The organism is Actinacidiphila glaucinigra (assembly GCF_035918135.1).
GTDB classification, from domain to species: Bacteria; Actinomycetota; Actinomycetes; order Streptomycetales; family Streptomycetaceae; genus Actinacidiphila; species Actinacidiphila glaucinigra.
Genome location: NZ_CP109144.1, coordinates 2179627 through 2196413, shown reverse-complemented (window position 1 = coordinate 2196413; position 16787 = coordinate 2179627). Strand labels below are relative to the sequence as shown.

Genomic DNA, 16787 nt, shown 5'->3' with positions numbered 1-16787 from the left:
GGTGACGGCTGCGATGGCGGGGACACAGGCGGGCGCCGGTGCCGCGTCCCGCAGCCCCGAAGAGGCACTGGCCGCTGCCGTCGTCCGGGTCAAGGGCCCCGGCGGCGAACTCGCCGGCGCCGGCTTCCTCGTCGCCCCCGACCTCGTGCTGACCTGCGCGCATGTCGTCAGCGACGCCCTCGGACGGCCCCGCGAGGACGAGGTCGAGGCCGGCACCGAGGTCTACGTCGACCTTCCCTTCGCCTCGGGCGGTGGCGCGGCCGACGTCGAGCGCTGGGTTCCCGTACGGGAGGACCAGACCGGCGACATCGCGGTCCTCCGCCTGCGCGCGGCCATCCCCGGCGCCCACCCCGTGCACATGGCCGACACCGAACGGGTGTGGGGACACGACGTACGCGTACCGGGTTTCCCGCGGCGATCCCCGGGCGGGGTGTGGCACTACGGACGGCTGCGCGGCGTCACCGCCGAGGGCTGGGTGCAGCTCTCGCAGGCGGATCCGCACGGCGTGCCCGTCGAGGAGGGCTTCAGCGGCAGCCCGGTCTGGGACGAGCAACTGCGGGCCGTCGCCGGGATGGTCGTCGTGATCCAGCCCGGTGGAGTCCAGCAGAGCTTCCTGGTGCCCACCCGCACACTCGTATCCGAACTGCCCGACCTCGCGCCCGTGGTGCGCCCCGCCTCTCCGTACCGCGGCCTGTCGACCTTCCAGGAGGCCGACTCCGAGGTCCTCTTCGGCCGCCGCGACGACATCGCCGACGTCACCGCGCTCCTCGCCGGGCCGGAGCCGTGCGTCACCCTCGTCGGCCCCTCCGGCTGCGGCAAGTCCTCGCTCGCCCGCGCCGGTGTGGTGCCGCGGATGCGCGAGCGGGGCCATGCCGTCCTCGTGGTGCGCGCCGGCGAGGACTCCTCCCTGCGGGCGGCGCTCGCCTCGGAGCTCGTGACGGCCGTCCGCCCCGCATTGCGCGGAGCCGCGAGGGCGCAGGAGGCGCGGCAGGTCGAGGACCTCCTCGCGGAGCGCGGCCTCATGGACGTCCTGCGCACCACCAGCGGGGAAGCGGAGCAGCGGCTGCTCGTCGTGCTCGACCAGGGCGAGGAACTCCTCGCGGAACCGGACGGCACGGTCGAGGAGGCCGTCCGGCTGCTGTTCCCCGAGCGCCGGTCCGAAGGGCTGCGGGTGCTGGTCACGCTCAGGTCCGACTTCACGGACGCAGCCCTCAACCACCCCCTGCTCGGCCCCGCACTCGGCCGCGGCAGCGTGCGGCTGCTCGCCCCCATGTCCCGCGCCCAGCTGGCGCAGGTGATCCGCAGCCCCCTCGAACTGACTCCCGCCGTCACCTACGACGACGGGCTCGTGGAGCGCATGCTGGACGACGCGGGGGACGGCCCCGGCGCGCTGCCGCTGCTGGGGTTCGTCATGGCACAGCTGTGGGACGGGCAGGCCGGCGGCCGGCTCAGGTTCGACACCTACCGCGAAGTGGGAGGTGTGCGAGGCGCCCTGGGGAAGTACGCCGAGACCGCCTGGCGCAGCTGCGTCCGCGAGGCGGACGAGGCCGAGGCCATGCGGCTGCTCACCGATCTCGTCCGCTTCCTGCCGGGCGGCGACGTCCCGATGCGCAACGCCCTGCGACAGGAGGAGGCGGGCGAGGAACGCTGGAGGATCGCGACCGCGCTCGCCCAGCGACGGCTGCTCGTCCTGCGCGGCGGCAACGGGGAACCGGTCAGCGCCGAACTCGCCCATGAAGCACTGATCGGCGCCTGGAAGCGGCTCGAGGAGCGCGTACGGCAGGACCGCAAGTTCCTCTCTTGGCGTGCGGAGTTGCGGCACGACGTGGATCGCGGGCAGTTGCTGGAGGGCGAGCCGCTGGCGACGGCAGAGCAGTGGCTGGCGCAACGGGGTCCCGCACTGACCGACACCGAGCGGCAATTCATCGACCGCTCCGTCGGCAGACGCGCGGCCCAGGAGGAGCTCGCGAAGCGCCGGGTACGGCAGAAGCGGTGGTTCATCGGAGGGCTCGCCGTCCTGACGGTGCTCGCGCTGGTCGCCTCCGGGCTCTTTCTGTGGCGCAACGCGGAACTCGGCGGCCAGCTGCGGCGGGCCGCGTCGCAGCAGCTGGCGAGGCAGGCCGAGCAGCTCGACGACGTCTCGGTGGTGACGTCGGCCCTGTTCTCGGGCGCGGCGTACCGCACCGCCCAGGAGCCCGAGGCGCGCACCGCCCTGATCAGGCAGTACCTGCGGCTCCGGCACGTGGAGCGCGTGGTGTGGGACGACCACGCCCCGGTCCGTGATGTCGCCATGAGCGAGGACGGTCGGCGCGTCAATGTGGGCATGACCTCCGGCGACGCCGTCGGCCTCACGCTCGGCACGGACAAGGTGGACCGCAGGGGCCTGCCGGCGGGCTCGAGGATCGTCGCGCTCTCGCCCGACGGGCGGATCTCCGCCTGGGCCTCCGTCAGCGGGAAGGTGTCCCTGGGGATCGGGCCGGACGCGGACGGCCGCTGGCGCACGGTCGTCCTGCGGGACGGCGACGCCGTCCGGGCCAACGCCCGCGCCGCCACCGACCTCCGCTTCGACGGCACCGGACGCAGGGTGCTCGCCGCGCAGCCCGGCGAAGGAGTCCTGGTCTGGGAGTCGGAGACCGGCAGGCGCGTGGGCAGGGAGCTGCGCCCGCCGCAGGGCTGGCAGACGGCCCAGGCGTGGTTCGGCCCCGAGGGGACGGTGATCGGCCGGATCACCCCGGAAGGCGCGGCCGAAGGAGCCCCGGGCCGCCTGGTGCGCTGGAACCTCGCCGACGGCCGGCGGGATCCGTCGCCGTGGGGAACGGACCTGACCGGCACCGTCACGGTCAGCGGCGACGGCCGGACGCTCGTGCGGTGCGCCCCGGACGGGATCCTGCAGTCCTGGGACCTGACCGGCACGCCGAAGGTGCGCCGGCAGTACAGCACCCGGCAACTTGGCCTGGTCTGCCCGCTGTACGTGCCGCGCCTGGACCGGACCGGTCGCTTCCTCCTCAACCCTGTGCAGCGCTTCGGTACCGCGCTCGGCAGGTTCCGGTTCCTGGTGCTCGACCTGGCCGAGGGGCGCCCCGCCACCCTCGACCTGCCCGCGCCCGCCCAGCAGGACGAGTCGTTCACCGGTGACTCGCAGCTGCCCGCCGTGGCGCTCACCGGACCACCGGGCAAGCTCCGCGCCGCGGTCGGTGTCGGGGCGACGGTGATGGTGGCGGATGTTCCGGCACCGTCCGCGTTCGACAGCGCCATGCTCACCGCCCGGATCAGGACCGTGGACGCCGACCACGACCGCGTCGTCAGCGTCGACGCCGACGGCAACGCGCTGCGCCTGTGGGACCTGCGGACGCACCGCCAGCTGGCCGCGGTGCGGCCGTCCCGTCCGCTGGCCGCCCGGTACGCCACGTTCAGCCCCGACGGCGCACGGGTCCTCACACCGGCCGCCGACAGCGGCTCGGTCCTGGTCTGGGAGGTGCGCGGGAACACCCTTCAGGAACGGGACCCGATCGATCTGCCACGCCCGCCCGGCATCGACCCCACGCGCCCCGACCCGCGCTCCGGCCGTACACCGGCGTGGGTCACCACGACCTTCGACGACCGGGACCATGTGGTGATCTCCGCGTTGTCGTACGTCGTGCGCTGGGACCTGGCGCGCGGCCGGGCGGTGGGCACGCCCTACCAGCCCAGGGCCCAAGAGCCGGTCGAGGTGTCCCTCGCGGCCGCCGGCACCTGGGCGGTGGCACGCCCGGGGCACGCGCAGGCGGCCGTCCGCACACCCTCGGGGAAGTACGACATCGTGATCTGGGACTTCGAGGACGGCCGCGAGGCGGCGTCCATCGATGCCCAGAAGGTCGGTGTCGTCAAGCAGCTGGCCTTCGACCCGACGGGGCGGTTCCTCGCGGTGCTGACCTACGACGGAGGCGTACGGGTGTGGGACACGGACAAGCCGGGCGAGGACAAGTGGCTGGAGCCGCTGACGTACCGCGGCGTCCAATGGCTCAGCGCCTTCGCATCGGAATCCACGCTGAACACCCAGAGCACGCTGAACGAGTACACCACCTGGGACGTCCGCAGCGGCACGCAGCGCTACGCCTTCACGCCGGGGTACGGCGCGACCGCCGATCTGACCGAGAACGGCGCGTCCATGGGCGTGGTCGACGGCTCGGACGGGTACGTCCTCGAACTCGACGCGGAGCGCTGGCTGGAGAAGCTCTGCACCGTGGCCGGGCGCGGCCTCTCGCCGGCGGAGAAGGCTCTGGCCCCGCCCGGCAGCAGAACCGATGACGTCTGCGACTGAGCCGGAACGAGCGAGGTGGACGGGGGGCCTGCGGCCGGGCCCCCTCGCACGCCGCCGTGCTCGGCAGGGGCCGGCGTCCGGGACCGGCCCCTGGCCAAGACCCATCCGCGTGCGCAGGAAGGATCCACCGGCGACGACCCCATCGCCATCGAACCCGCTGGAATAACGATCCCTGCCTCAATGGCCGTCGACGATCCGCAGGCCCGGCGCGAAGCGCGCGACAGCGTCGGCGAGGCGCTGCCTGTCAAGCCGCCAGCCGCTGACCGCACGGGACGACTGCAGGACCTCGAACGGCACAGGCACCAGAGCTCCGCCCACGGCCCGGGTGATGGCGCCCTGACCGGGTCCGGGCAGCGACGGCGCGCCGTCACGGCGGCGGACGCCGACCCAGGGGATCGAGGCGTTCGGCACGCGCTGCCGCCACAGCACCACCTCCGTGATGTCCTCCCACGGGATGTGGACGGTGGTGGCCCGGTAGCGGAGGGGGGATCCACCGAGAAGTACGCCCGTTCCGTCGACGCGGAACGCCACCTTGCGCGTCAGAGCGCCCGCGGCCATCACCAGACCTCCTCCCGCGAACAGGACCGTGCCGGCGATGCGCAGGACCAGGGGAGTGCCGGTCCCGGGCATCAGCAGCACCGCGCTGAACAGCACCGCCACGGCCAGGACCCCCGAGGTACGGCGGTCGAATCCGTGGCGTGCTTCGTAGACGGCGTCCTCACTGTCGCTCATGACCGGATCATGGCAAGCGACTGGCCCTTCGGCCAGGGTTCGGACCCCATCCCGAGGACCGGACTGCCGCCGCCCTTCGAGCGGCAACGGCGGCAGGGCCCGCGCTTACCGACGCTCCGCAGGGGCGGGCTGGTCCCGAGCTGATCAATCCCGGTCAACGTGTGCACTCCCCGACGTAAGTCGGCCACAATGACCTGCGATGACCCATTCGCCGCCGCCCCAGCCACACCCAACCCCCGCCTACGGCCCCTTCGCGCACCTCAGCACCCCCACCGCCGCCCTCTACCGGGAGATCATGCGGGTGTTCCTGCAGGCCAAGGAGCGGTACGCGGTCCACCTCCGCCCTGAGGACGTGCACGCGGCGCTGCCCGTCGCCGCGCGGCCCGCCGAGGCGGACGCTGTGGCGAAGGCGCTGGACAGCCTGAGCCAGCAGGCGTGGGGCAATCTGCGCGCCGACCCGGACACCGCCCGCGTCACCGCGGTCGAGGACTTCTACCGCAAGCGGTACGTGTACCAGCTCACCCAGGCCGGCGAAGCCGCGGAGGAGGCCCTGGCCGCGTACGACCAGGCGCTCGGGCGGCGCGGCTCATTGCAGGCCGTGGCCCTGCACGACATCGTCACCCAGCTGCGGGCTCTGCTCGTGCTCACCGCCGAGGACACGCCCGACCCCGCCAAGACACACCTCGCCCTTGACGGGCTCGCCAGCCGCTTCGCCGCCCTCGCCGACAACGCCCGCGCCTTCATGGGCTCGCTGCAGCGCACCATCGACCTCCACGACGTCTCGCAAGAGGCGTTCCTCGCCTACAAGGACCAGCTCATCCAGTACCTGGAGCGGTTCATCCAGGACCTGATCACGCTCGGCGGCCGCATCGCCCAGCTCATCCTCGAACTAGAGGACCGCATCGACGCCCTCCTGGCCACCGCCGCCGCCCGCGAGGCCGCCGACGCCTCCCCGGACGCCGCCGAGAGCGCCCAGCACGAGGCGTACGAGCGCTGGCAGGCACGGTGGAGCGGACTCGGCGCGTGGTTCATCAGCCGCGACGGACGCGACTCGCAGGCCCGGCTGCTGCGCGGGCGGGCCCTCGGAGCGATTCCCCAGCTGCTGGCCGTCGTCCGCGCACTGAACGAACGGCGCGCCGGACGCTCCGACCGCTCCGCGGACTTCCGCACCCTCGCCCGCTGGTTCGCGCAGGCCCCCGACGACGGCGCCCGGCACCGGCTGTGGCGCTCCGCCTTCGGCCTCTATCCCGCCCGCCATCTCACCGTCGACGCGGACACCCTCGCCGCCCGCACCGCCCGGCCGCTGCCCGCCGCCACGCCCTGGGCCGAGGCCGAGCCCCTGCGGATCAGCCCCCAACTGCGCCGCACCGGCAGCTACGAGCGGCGCGGCAAGCCCCGCAAGGTCGAGGACCGTTCCCAGGCCCGGCGCCGCCTGGCGGAGATCGCGGCCAAGCAGACCGCCGAGACCGCCGCGGCCCGCGCCCGGCTCACCACCGACGGCACCACCCGGCTCTCCGCGCTCGGCGAACTCGACCCGCTCGCCTTCGGCCTCTTCCTCCACCTGCTCGGCGACGCCCTCGCCACCTGGCGGCCCGGCATGACCCGCACCACCGCGACCAGCAACGACGGCTCGATGGAGATCCGCCTCAGCGCCCTCGGCGACGGCACGACCGCCGAGATCCGCACCCCCGGCGGGGTCTTCCGCGGCCCCGACCACCTGATCCACATCGTCGACCTCACCCAGGAGGCGCCGTGAGCACCCCTCTCGCCGAGGTCCTGGACGGGCAGCGCGCCGCCGAACTCCGCAAGGCCGCCCGCGCCCTGCTCGCCCACCCGCTGCTCCTCGCCCACGGACCGCACGCCGACGCCTTCCGGCTGGTCCGGCAGCACGCGTCCGAACTGCGGGACTGGTTCGAGCGCAACACGGGCTGGGCCCTCGTCGTCGACGCGGAGGCCGCCCGGCTGCGTAAAGCCCCCGGTGCCCTCACCGACCCCACCCACCCCGCACGCGAGGCCAGCCGTGCCGGCGCCCCCTTCACCCGCCGCCGCTACGTCCTGCTGTGCCTGGCGCTCGCGGCGCTGGAGCGCGGCGAGAAGCAGATCGCGCTCGGCCGCCTCGCCGAACAGGTCGTCCTGGACGCCGCCGACCCCCAACTAAGCGCCGCAGGCATTGAGTTCACCCTCGACCGGCGCGACGAACGCCTCGACCTCGCCGCCGTCGTCCGGCTGCTGCTCGCCCTCGGCGTGCTGCGCCGGGTCGCGGGCGACGAGGACGCGTACGTCAGCGGAGCGGGTGACGCGCTCTACGACGTCGAGCGGCGCGTGCTGGCCGGGCTCCTCGCCGCCCGGCACGGCCCGTCCCTGATCCAGGAGCACGGCTTCGAGCAGCGGCTCGCCGCGCTGACCGCCGAGACCGCGCTCGACAGCGACGAACTGCGCTTCCGCGCCCTGCGCCGCTCCCTCACCCGCCGCCTGCTGGACGACCCCGTCCTCTACTACGACACCCTCACCGACACCGAACTCGCCTACCTCACCCGCCAGCGCGGCTTCCTCACCGCCCGCATCACCGAACTCACCGGTCTCGTCCCCGAAGTCCGGGCCGAAGGCATCGCCATGATCGACCCCGACGACGACCTCACCGACGTCCGCATGCCCGAACAGGGCACACACGGCCACGTCACCCTCCTCCTCGCCGAACACCTCGCCGCCCGACAGGGGCCGGTCACCACCGAGGAGCTGAAGCGAAAAGTCCGCGAACTCGCCCACGAGCACGGCGGGTTCTGGGCCAAAACCGCCCGCGAGCCGGGCGCAGAAGGCGAACTCGTCGAGCAGGCCCTCACCAAACTCACCGCCCTCTCCCTCGCCGTCCGCACCCCGGACGGGGTCGCGCCCCGCCCCGCCCTCGCGCGCTACGCCGTCGGCGAGACCGTCGTGCTCGAACCCGGAAAGACCCCCCGGCCAAGGACCGCCCAGCCCAGAACCACCCAGCCAAGGACCACGCAGCGATGACCGCCGCTCTCCCCGCCCCCCGCCATCCGTCGCCGGCCACCGTCGGAGCCGTGCCCGATCTGCCCCGCCCCGGCCGGTCCCGCTGGCAGCCGCTGCGCACCGGACTGGTGGACCTCTTCCTCTACGACACCGAGGAGTTCCACTTCAAGGACGGCCGCCTGCTGCTGCGCGGCAACAACGGCACCGGCAAGTCCAAGGTCCTCGCCCTCACCCTGCCCTTCCTCCTCGACGGCGACCTGTCCGCGCGCCGCGTCGAACCCGACGCCGACCCCGGCAAGCGCATGGAGTGGAACCTCCTGCTCGGCGGCGAGCACCCGCATCCCGAGCGCCTCGGCTACACCTGGATCGAGTTCGGACGGCGCGACGAGACCACCGGCGAGGAGCACTTCCGCACCCTCGCCTGCGGCCTCAAGGCCGTCTCCGGGCGCGGCATCGTCCGCCACTGGTTCGTCGTCACCGACCAGCGCGCCGGACAGGGGCTCGCCTTCCTCGACGCCACCGGAACCCCCCTGTCCCGCGACCGGATCGCCGAGGCCGTCACCGGCCACGGCATGGTCTACGACCAGGCGGGCGCCTACCGCCGAGCCGTGGACGAGGCCCTGTTCGGCCTCGGCGAACAGCGCTACGCCGCCCTGGTCGACCTCCTCATCCAACTCCGCCAGCCCCAGCTGTCCAAGCGCCCCAACGAAGCCGCCCTGTCCAAGGCGCTGACCGAGGCCCTGCCACCCATGGACCAGGCCGTCATCGCCGACGTCGCGGAGGCCTTCCGCTCCCTGGACGAGGAGAAGGAGGAACTGCGCTCCGCCGCCGAGGCCGAGAAGGCCGCCTCCGCCTTCCTCGACCACTACCGCCGCTACGCCCGCATCGCCTCCCGCCGCCGGGCCCGGCTGCCGCGCACCGAACACGCACGGTACGAATCCCTGCAACGCGAACTCTCCGAAGCGCGGACCGACAGGACCAGGGCGGAAGAGGAGCGCGCCGAGGCCGAGGAGCGCCTTGCCGCCCTGGAGGAGGCCGAGGCCCGGCTCAAGGCCCAGGACGCGGCCCTGCGCGAGGGCCCGGAGATGCGCAGCGCCCGCGAACTGGAGCAGGCCGCCCGGCACGCCCGGAACACCGCCGACGCCCGCGACCGCGCAGAGGACGACCGGCGGCAGGCCGAGCAGGTGCTCGCGCGGGCGCGGGCCCGCCTGACCGCCGCCGAGAACCGGCTCGACGCGGCCGGCCACCAGGCCGCGCAGGCGCTCGCCGCAGTACGCGACGCCGCGACGGACGCCCGGGTGGAACTGCCCGAGGACCGGGAACCGGACCGCGACGCCGTCGCGGCGGCGGCGGACCGCAGGCGCCGAACCCTCGACCACGTGCACGAACTCGCCGAGGCGGCGGACCGCGCCACGGCCGACCGCCTGGCCGCCTCCCGCCGTCTCGACGAGGCCGAGTCCGACCTCGTCCACACCCAGGAGGACCACGCCCTCGCCCACGGCGCCGTCCAGACCGCGAGCCGGGACCTGCTCGACGCCGTGCGCGAGCGAGCCGCCGGATGGACGGAACTGGCGTACCCCGATCCGGTCGGCCTGCTGGACGAGCTCCAGGAGTGGACGGAGCATCTCAACGGGCCGTACCCGGCCCGCGAAGCAGCGGTCCTAGCCCACCGCACGCGCTCCGGAGAACTGGCCGCCCGGTCCGCCGAAGTGACGCAACGACAGGCCGAGTTGGACGGCAGACGCCGAACCGCCGAAGCGGAACTCGGCGTCCTGGAATCCGGCGGCCGCCGCGGTCCCCGGCCCCCGTACACCCGCACCCCTGGCGTACGCGACGGGGCGCCCGGAGCACCCCTGTGGCGGCTGGTGGACTTCCGCGAAACGGTCCCCGAGCAGGACCGCGCCGGCATCGAGGCGGCACTGGAAGCGTCCGGGCTGCTGGACGCCTGGGTGCGCCCGGATGGCACCGCCCTGGGAGCGGAAGGTCACGACATCCTGCTCGACCCGCCGCGCGGCCCCGTCCCCACCGGCGCCCTTGCCGAAGTGCTCCGGCCGGCCGTGGACGGAGGCGACGCGGCAGCCGCCGCCGTGGGGGAGGAGACGGTGGCCCGGCTGCTCGCCGCAATCGGCTACGGGCCCCACGACACCGCCCCGCACACCGACACCTGGGTCCACGCCGACGGCCGCTTCCGGACCGGCGCCCTCACCGGCCGCTGGGCCAAGCCTGCCGCCGAATACATCGGCGAGGGAGCCCGCGAGGAAGCCCGGCGCGCCCGGATCGCCGTACTACGAGCGGAACTCGCCGGTCTCGCCACCGAGGAGGCGGCGGTCACCGCCGAGGCGCAGACCGTGGCTGCCCGCCGCCGCACGCTCGACTCCGAGCTCGCCGCCGTACCCGACGACGCGCCGCTGCGACAGGCCCACGCCCGGCTGGAATCCGCCGCCCAGCAGACCGGCAGGGCCACACGGCGCAGGAACGAGCGGGCCGCCGACCTCACCGAGGCGACGGAGCGGGCCGAGCAGGCCACCGCCGAACTCGCCCGGACCACGGCCGATCTCGGCCTGCCCACCGACCGCCCGGGACTCGCCGCCGTACGCCAGGCCCTGTCCGCACTCGATGTCGCCCTGGCAGCCCTCTGGCCCGCGCTGCGCGAACGCACCGAGGCCGCCCGCACCGTCGAGCAGGAACGAGGCGACGCCGCCCAGGCGGGCGAGCGCGCCGCGGAGATCGCCCTGCGCGCCGAGGAGGCCGGACACGACGCCGCAGCGGCCGACGAACGCCACACCACCCTGCGCTCCACCGTCGGGGCGGCCGTCGCCGAGCTGGAACGCCGCCTCGCCGAGACCGCCGCCGCCCTCGCCGCGAACGCCGCGGGCCGCAAGAGCACGCAGCAGGCCCACACCGAGGCGGTCGAACGCGGGGGCAAGGCAGGAGGACGCATCGAGCAACTGGACCGGGACATCGCCGAGTCCGTCGCCGCCCGCGCCACCGCGATCGCCGCCCTCCAGCGGTTCACCGGCACCGGACTGCTCACCGTCGCGCTGCCCGGCACCGACGCGCCCCCGAACGACGCCGGGCCCTGGAGCGCCACCGCCGCCATCGCACTCGCCCGCGCCGTCGAGGCGGACCTCGCGGCCACCGACGACTCCGAGGCCGCCTGGGAGCGGGTACAGAAGCGACTCGGAGAAGAGCTGAAGACCCTCCAGGACGCCCTGTCCCGGCACGGGCACTCCGCCGCCGCCCGCATGGTCGAGGACGGCATGGTCGTGGACATCGTCTACCAGGGCCGTGCCCGCGCCGTCCCCGAACTTGCCGACGCCCTCGCCGTCGAGGTCGGCGAACTGACCCGCATCCTGTCCTCCCACGAACGCGAGATCCTGGAGACCCACCTCATCACCGAGGTCGCCGGCACCCTCCAGGAACTGATCGGCGCGGCCGAGCGCCAGGTCGCCGCCATGAACGACGAACTGGAGCAGCGGCCCACCTCCACCGGCATGAAACTGCGCCTGGTCTGGCGCCCCTCGCGCAAAGCCCCCGCCGGACTCGCCCAGGCCCGCGCCCGGCTGCGCCAGTCGGCCGACGCCTGGACACCCGAGGACCGGGCCGCCGTCGGCGAGTTCCTCGAAGCGCAGATCACCGCACGGCAGAGCGAGGACGCCTCCGGCAGCTGGCTGGAACACCTGACCGCCGCCCTCGACTACCGCACCTGGCACGAGTTCGGCATCGAACGCCACCAGCAGGGCCGATGGGTCCCCGCCACCGGCCCCGCCTCCGGCGGCGAGCGCGTCCTCGCCGTCTGCGTCCCCCTGTTCGCCGCGGCCTCCTCCCACTACGCCACCGCCGGCAACCCGCACGCGCCGCGCCTGGTCACCCTCGACGAGGCGTTCGCCGGCGTCGACGACGACTCCCGCGCCAAGTGCCTCGGCCTGCTCCACGCCTTCGACCTGGACGTCGTGATGACCAGCGAACGCGAATGGGCGTGCTACCCGCAGGTGCCCGGCATCGCCATCGCCCAGCTCTCGCGCATCGACGAGGTCGCCGCGGTGCTCGTCACCCGCTGGGAGTGGGACGGCATGACGAGGGCACGGGCGGTGGATCCGGCGCGGCCGGGCACGGGGCACGCCCCTGGGGAGCAGGAGTTCGAAGCGCTGAAGGGCCTGTGAACGTGCAGCCGGAGGCGGGCCGCACGACACCGCCTCCCCAGCGGCGCCCCAGCGACGCCCTGCGGGCGGAACCGGCGCGCGTGGACACCGTCCGCCTCACGCGCCTGCTCGGCGGCCCCGACCTCACCTGGCTCGTCGAGCGGGCCCGCCGCAGGATGGAACGCGGGGAACCGCTCACCGGCAGCGTGTCCCTCGGCGCACCCACCGAGGGCCAGCGCCGGGCGGCCGAGAGCCTGCTGGGCCGGGCGCCCGGCGGCGGCCGCTCACTGACGATCCGGCTGGACACGGTGGACGCCGTACTGCGCCGCTCCGGCATCAGCCCGGACGGCCTCGCCGCCGCGGTCACGGCCCTCACCGGACCCGTGGTCCCCCTGCGCGAGACGCGCGCCGACGAGGACCGCGCGTGGCAGGCGGCGTACGCGCGGCTGGATCAGCTGCCCGGGCTCGCCGCCTGGGCTGCGCGGCTGCGCGCCGACGGTCTCGTACGGCGCCTCGCCCGCACACCCGAGTCGGCCGACGACCTGCTGGCAGCCACCGTCCGGGTCCTGCGCGAACTCCCCGCGGACCCCGCGGTCTCGCTGCCCGCCTTCGCCGCCCGCGTCCTCGGCTCCGCGCACGCCCTCGACGACGGAACACCGCTGACCACCCTCACCCTGTCCGGAATCCGCGCGCTGACCGGCTTCCCCGACGGCTCCGGGACCGAGTGGCGACGTGAGGCATGGGCCTCGGCCGGACTGCTGCGCGACGAGTTGTCCTCCACGGTCCTCACCCTCGGCCTGCGCGGCACCCCCGCCCTGGACTGGCTCACCGCGAACGGCGAACCGGCCGTACTCACCCTCCGTCAACTCACCGCGGGTACAGCGCCGATGACGGCGGGGGCGGTGATGTACGTCTGCGAGAACCCCGCGGTCGTGGCAGCCGCCGCCGACGCGTACGGGGCGCACTGCCCGCCCCTGGTGTGCCTCCAGGGCCAGCCGTCCGCCGCCGCCCTCACGCTTCTGCGGCGGACGGCGGAGCAGGGTGCGAGCCTGCGCTACCACGGTGACTTCGACTGGGGCGGACTGCGCATCGCCGCCGCCCTGCTCGGCCGCGTGCCCTGGACTCCCTGGCGCTACACGGCCGCCGACTACCGTGCCGCGGCCCGCGACAGCGCGGTGCCCCTGGCCGGCGTTCCCGCGGCCTCCCCGTGGGATCCGTCACTCGCCGAAGCCCTGGTCGAGCACGGCGTCCGCGTGGAGGAGGAGGCAGTGCTGGACACCCTGCTCGCCGACCTCGCGCCCGAGCCGTCCGGGCAGCCCCGCGCGCGCTGATTCCGGTGGAGGAGCGCGGCGGCCGCTGGGCAAAGGCGCCCGGAACGAAGGGAACGTTCGCCCCGCATCCGCCATGTCCCCGGGCCGGCGTGTGCGGCGTATCGAAACGGCATGTCCTGAACGCGGCGGAGGGCTTACCTACTTCGTCACCAGATGGACCATCGCGCCGACACCGACCGCGACAATCACGCCGCGGAGCACGGCGGGCTTCAGTTTGAGTCCGATCTTGGCGCCGAGCTGCCCACCGAGGGTCGAGCCGACCGCGAGGAGGGCGACAACGGACCAGTTGATCGGCGCCCCGAAGGCGTAAATCGTGCCGGCGACGACGTTCACCAAGGCGGAGAGGACGTTTCTCACGCCGTTGAGCCGCTGCAGAGGTTCGGACAGCATCATGCCCATCACCCCCATCATCAACACGCCCTGTGCGGCGGTGAAATACCCGCCGTAGACACCGATCAGAAAGGTGAAGAACAGCAGCAGCGGGGTGATGCCGGGATGGTCCGCTTCCATGACACCATCGGCTGCGCGGCGTTTCGCGATCCACCCGGAGACCTTGGGCTGGACGGCCACCAGTACTACGGCGAGGCCGACCAGCAGCGGCAGGAACGACTCGAACGCGTTCGGCGGCAGTGACAGCAGCAGGACCGTGCCGCATATCGCGCCGAAGAACGAGGCGACCGAGAGCCGGGCCAGCCGCGGCCCGAACCCCTTCAGTTCGTGGCGATATCCAATCGCGCCGCTGACGGAACCCGGCGCCACCCCGATCGCGTTCGAGGTGGTCGCGGTCAGCGGCGGGTAGCCGAGCGCCACCAGTACCGGGAATGTCACGAGGGTGCCCGAACCGACCACCGAATTGATGGCGCCGGCCCAGATTCCGGCGATCAAGATGATCACCGCATGCCACCATGTCATGGCCGCGAAGCCGGCATGGGGGCCACCGCATCGGCGCCGACCGGACCAGAGGTGAACCGCACATGTGCGGCAGCGGGATGCCGTCCGCCGGGCAAGGTTCGCGAGTCGCGTTCGTCCGTCCGCACCGGATACTCGGGATCGCATTGCGCATGGGTGACCACGACTGCGAGCTTGACAGCGTCGCATTGATGCGTCCAATGCGGTTTTGCGGGCCAACGATGCGCCCGCGCATAATGGCTTCGTGACCGACCCCCGTCCCGCGAAGCCCGACGTGGCGGACGTCTTCGCCTCACCGCTGGTTCAATTCCTCGCGATCGCCCGTCACGAAAACCTCACACATGCCGCAGCGGAGCTGGGGGTTGCCCAGTCCAGCCTCAGCCGTGCGCTGGTCCGATGGGAACGCGGGCTCGGGCTGCCCCTGATCACCCGCGTCGGGCGACAGGTCCGATTGACCCGCCACGGCCGAGCCCTCCAGCAAGCGCTGCTGCGATGCTCGGAGGGTCTCGATCGGGCCAGTGCGGATCTTTCCGAGAACCTGGACGGCAACGGAGGTGTGGTAGCTCTCGGATTCCTCAACAGTCTGGGATCTCGTCTGGTACCTGAGATCCTGCGCGCTTACCGCGGCAGCCACCCTGAAGTGAAGATCACCCTGCATCAAGGAGGATCCGAGTTTCTGCACGACGCACTGCGCGAAGGCGATATCGATCTGTGCCTGACCTCGCCGGCACCGGATTCCTCGGAGTTCGCCGCCGCGAAGCTGCTCACTGAGCAGCTCGTGCTCGTCGTTCCCCCGGCGCACCCGCTGGCCACGCGCAGCCGGGTGGCGCTTGCCGACGTCGCTTCGGAAAACTTCCTTGCCCTGCCCCGCGGATACGGTTTGCGGGCCACTACGGAACAGCTCTGCGCTCTTGCCGGGTTCACTCCGCACATCGTGTTCGAGAGCACCGACACCGCCACCCTACGCGGCCTGACCGCGGCCGGATTCGGCGTCTGCATCCTGGCCACCGCTCCGGACGCGAGCGGCTCGATCGAAATTCCGATCAGTAGTCCGCCGGCGTCCCGTCCCATTCTTCTGGCGTGGTCGATCACGCGCACGGAGAGCAGGGCAACCGCTTCCCTGCGGCAATACATTCTGGATCGCCTGCGTTGAGGAATCGCACATCATCACTGACTGCGGTTCGCCAGGGGTGGGCGACGGCGACCTACTTCTTGGCGTGTGCGGTATACGGCCGGGCCGGGGTACGGACGTGACGGCTGCGCAGTGCTTCGGTGTAGTCGGGTGGCGTCCGATTTGTGCCCAGTTGAGGCTGACTTCGACAATGTGGAGACGGTTCGCGCAATCGTCAGTTCGCCAGAGGGGGGGCGAGGGCGTCCCGCCAGGGTGCGAGGCCGCTTACCTGTCCATCGCCGCAACTCTTGATTAATCTATCGAAACTCGATAGATTTCCATCGTAGCTCGATGGAAGGTGAGTCGTGGGAAAGCTGACAGTTCGTGCCCTGCACGCCGTGCTCGTGGTGGTGCTCGCCGGCACCGTGTTCGTACAGGCAGGGATGGTGTGGGTGCTGGTGTCGGGCAACGACCCGGAGGACGGGTCGATGCCGCTGACCTCGCTTCGCGTGATCACGATCCTGGGAATGGTGACGGTCCAGGTCGCCCTGGTCTGCGTATGGCGGCTCGTGACGATGGTGCGACGCGGCACCGTGTTCTCCCATGCCGCCTTCCGGTACGTGGACGCCGTGATCGGCGCGATCGTGGCCGCTGCCCTGGTCTGGTTCGCCGTCACGATCGTCAATGCGCCAGGCCAGCGGGAGGACCCGGGCGTCACCCTCATCATGGGCGGGATCGGCGTGGCCATCCTGGGGGTCGCGCTCATCGTGCACGTGCTGCGGATGCTGCTCGCCCAGGCCGTCGCGCGCGACGTCGAAGCGGCGCAGATGCAGGCCGAGCTGGACGAGGTGATCTGATGCCGATCGCCGTCGACATCGACGTGATGCTGGCCAGGCGGAAGATGTCCGTGGGCGAACTCGCGGACCGCGTCGGGATCACGCCCGCCAACCTTGCCGTACTCAAGAACGGCCGCGCCAAGGCGGTGCGCTTCGCGACGCTCGCCGCGCTCTGCGAGGTGCTCGAGTGCCAGCCGGGCGACCTGCTGCGCTGGGAGACCGAGGACGCCGTGGTCGGATGACGTGCCCCGGGGCGGACGTGAGAACGCCCGGCACCACCGGCCCGATACACGGCACGTGGACCGCATGGACGTGCATCGCCAATCACCTGCGGCGCCACCACCCGCTGCCGGCGGCAACATGCGCAGGGCCGGACCCGCCTGCGCCCCGCACGCGGAGGAGACCGAGGACACCCAGGGCCGATGGCCCTCGGTCGGA

General features: G+C 73.0%; 10 protein-coding genes. 8 read left to right on the top strand and 2 right to left on the bottom strand.

All coding sequences use genetic code 11. From position 1 onward, the window contains the following. Nucleotides 1-13 precede the first annotated feature (13 nt). Complete coding sequence (locus tag OIE69_RS09685) at nucleotides 14-4300, top strand: nSTAND1 domain-containing NTPase (protein ID WP_326571545.1); 4287 nt, start codon at nucleotides 14-16, stop codon at nucleotides 4298-4300. Between the two features lie 177 nt (nucleotides 4301-4477). Here OIE69_RS09685 and OIE69_RS09680 read toward each other — a convergent pair whose 3' ends face one another. Further along, nucleotides 4478-5032, bottom strand: coding sequence for a hypothetical protein (locus tag OIE69_RS09680; RefSeq protein ID WP_326571544.1), 555 nt, complete (start codon nucleotides 5030-5032; stop codon nucleotides 4478-4480). Between the two features lie 199 nt (nucleotides 5033-5231). Here OIE69_RS09680 and OIE69_RS09675 point away from each other — a divergent pair, with 199 nt between their 5' ends. Genes OIE69_RS09675 through OIE69_RS09660 form a run of 4 tightly spaced genes read left to right on the top strand, consistent with a single transcriptional unit; the run spans nucleotide 5232 to nucleotide 13493 of the window. Further along, a complete protein-coding gene (locus OIE69_RS09675; protein WP_326571543.1) occupies nucleotides 5232-6788 on the top strand; it encodes a TIGR02677 family protein in 1557 nt (518 codons plus the stop codon). Next, on the top strand, nucleotides 6785-8041 hold the full coding sequence (locus OIE69_RS09670; RefSeq protein WP_326571542.1) for a TIGR02678 family protein: 1257 nt from the start codon (nucleotides 6785-6787) through the stop codon (nucleotides 8039-8041). Before OIE69_RS09675 ends, OIE69_RS09670 begins: the two co-directional genes overlap by 4 nt. Continuing rightward, the gene (locus OIE69_RS09665) at nucleotides 8038-12183 is read left to right on the top strand and encodes a TIGR02680 family protein (RefSeq protein WP_326571541.1); all 4146 of its coding nucleotides are present in this window, start codon (nucleotides 8038-8040) and stop codon (nucleotides 12181-12183) included. The genes OIE69_RS09670 and OIE69_RS09665 overlap by 4 nt, the downstream gene beginning before the upstream one ends. After that, entirely contained in the window at nucleotides 12180-13493 is a 1314-nt protein-coding gene (locus tag OIE69_RS09660; RefSeq protein ID WP_326571540.1) for a TIGR02679 family protein, read from the top strand. The genes OIE69_RS09665 and OIE69_RS09660 overlap by 4 nt, the downstream gene beginning before the upstream one ends. 138 nt (nucleotides 13494-13631) lie before the next feature. Here OIE69_RS09660 and OIE69_RS09655 read toward each other — a convergent pair whose 3' ends face one another. Beyond that, complete coding sequence (locus OIE69_RS09655; protein WP_326571539.1) at nucleotides 13632-14405, bottom strand: sulfite exporter TauE/SafE family protein; 774 nt, start codon at nucleotides 14403-14405, stop codon at nucleotides 13632-13634. A 241-nt stretch (nucleotides 14406-14646) separates the two neighbouring features. Between OIE69_RS09655 and OIE69_RS09650 the strand changes: the two genes are divergently transcribed. The 3 genes from OIE69_RS09650 to OIE69_RS09640 all read left to right on the top strand — a co-directional run bounded on the left by OIE69_RS09650 (nucleotide 14647) and on the right by OIE69_RS09640 (nucleotide 16591). Further along, entirely contained in the window at nucleotides 14647-15555 is a 909-nt protein-coding gene (locus OIE69_RS09650; protein WP_326571538.1) for a LysR family transcriptional regulator, read from the top strand. A gap of 323 nt (nucleotides 15556-15878) precedes the next feature. Further along, the gene (locus OIE69_RS09645; protein WP_326571537.1) at nucleotides 15879-16370 is read left to right on the top strand and encodes a DUF2975 domain-containing protein; all 492 of its coding nucleotides are present in this window, start codon (nucleotides 15879-15881) and stop codon (nucleotides 16368-16370) included. Next, nucleotides 16370-16591 (top strand): helix-turn-helix domain-containing protein, encoded by a 222-nt coding sequence (locus OIE69_RS09640; protein ID WP_326571536.1) that lies wholly within the window; start codon nucleotides 16370-16372, stop codon nucleotides 16589-16591. Before OIE69_RS09645 ends, OIE69_RS09640 begins: the two co-directional genes overlap by 1 nt. The last annotated feature ends 196 nt before the right edge of the window (nucleotides 16592-16787 follow it).

Bases quoted from the DNA above. Each gene is read 5' to 3' on its own strand.
- OIE69_RS09685 (WP_326571545.1), top strand. From the start codon at position 14: ATGGCGGGGACACAGGCGGGCGCCGGTGCCGCGTCCCGCAGCCCCGAA.
- OIE69_RS09680 (WP_326571544.1), bottom strand. From the start codon at position 5,032: ATGAGCGACAGTGAGGACGCCGTCTACGAAGCACGCCACGGATTCGAC.
- OIE69_RS09675 (WP_326571543.1), top strand. From the start codon at position 5,232: ATGACCCATTCGCCGCCGCCCCAGCCACACCCAACCCCCGCCTACGGC.
- OIE69_RS09665 (WP_326571541.1), top strand. From the start codon at position 8,038: ATGACCGCCGCTCTCCCCGCCCCCCGCCATCCGTCGCCGGCCACCGTC.
- OIE69_RS09655 (WP_326571539.1), bottom strand. From the start codon at position 14,405: ATGACATGGTGGCATGCGGTGATCATCTTGATCGCCGGAATCTGGGCC.
- OIE69_RS09640 (WP_326571536.1), top strand. From the start codon at position 16,370: ATGCCGATCGCCGTCGACATCGACGTGATGCTGGCCAGGCGGAAGATG.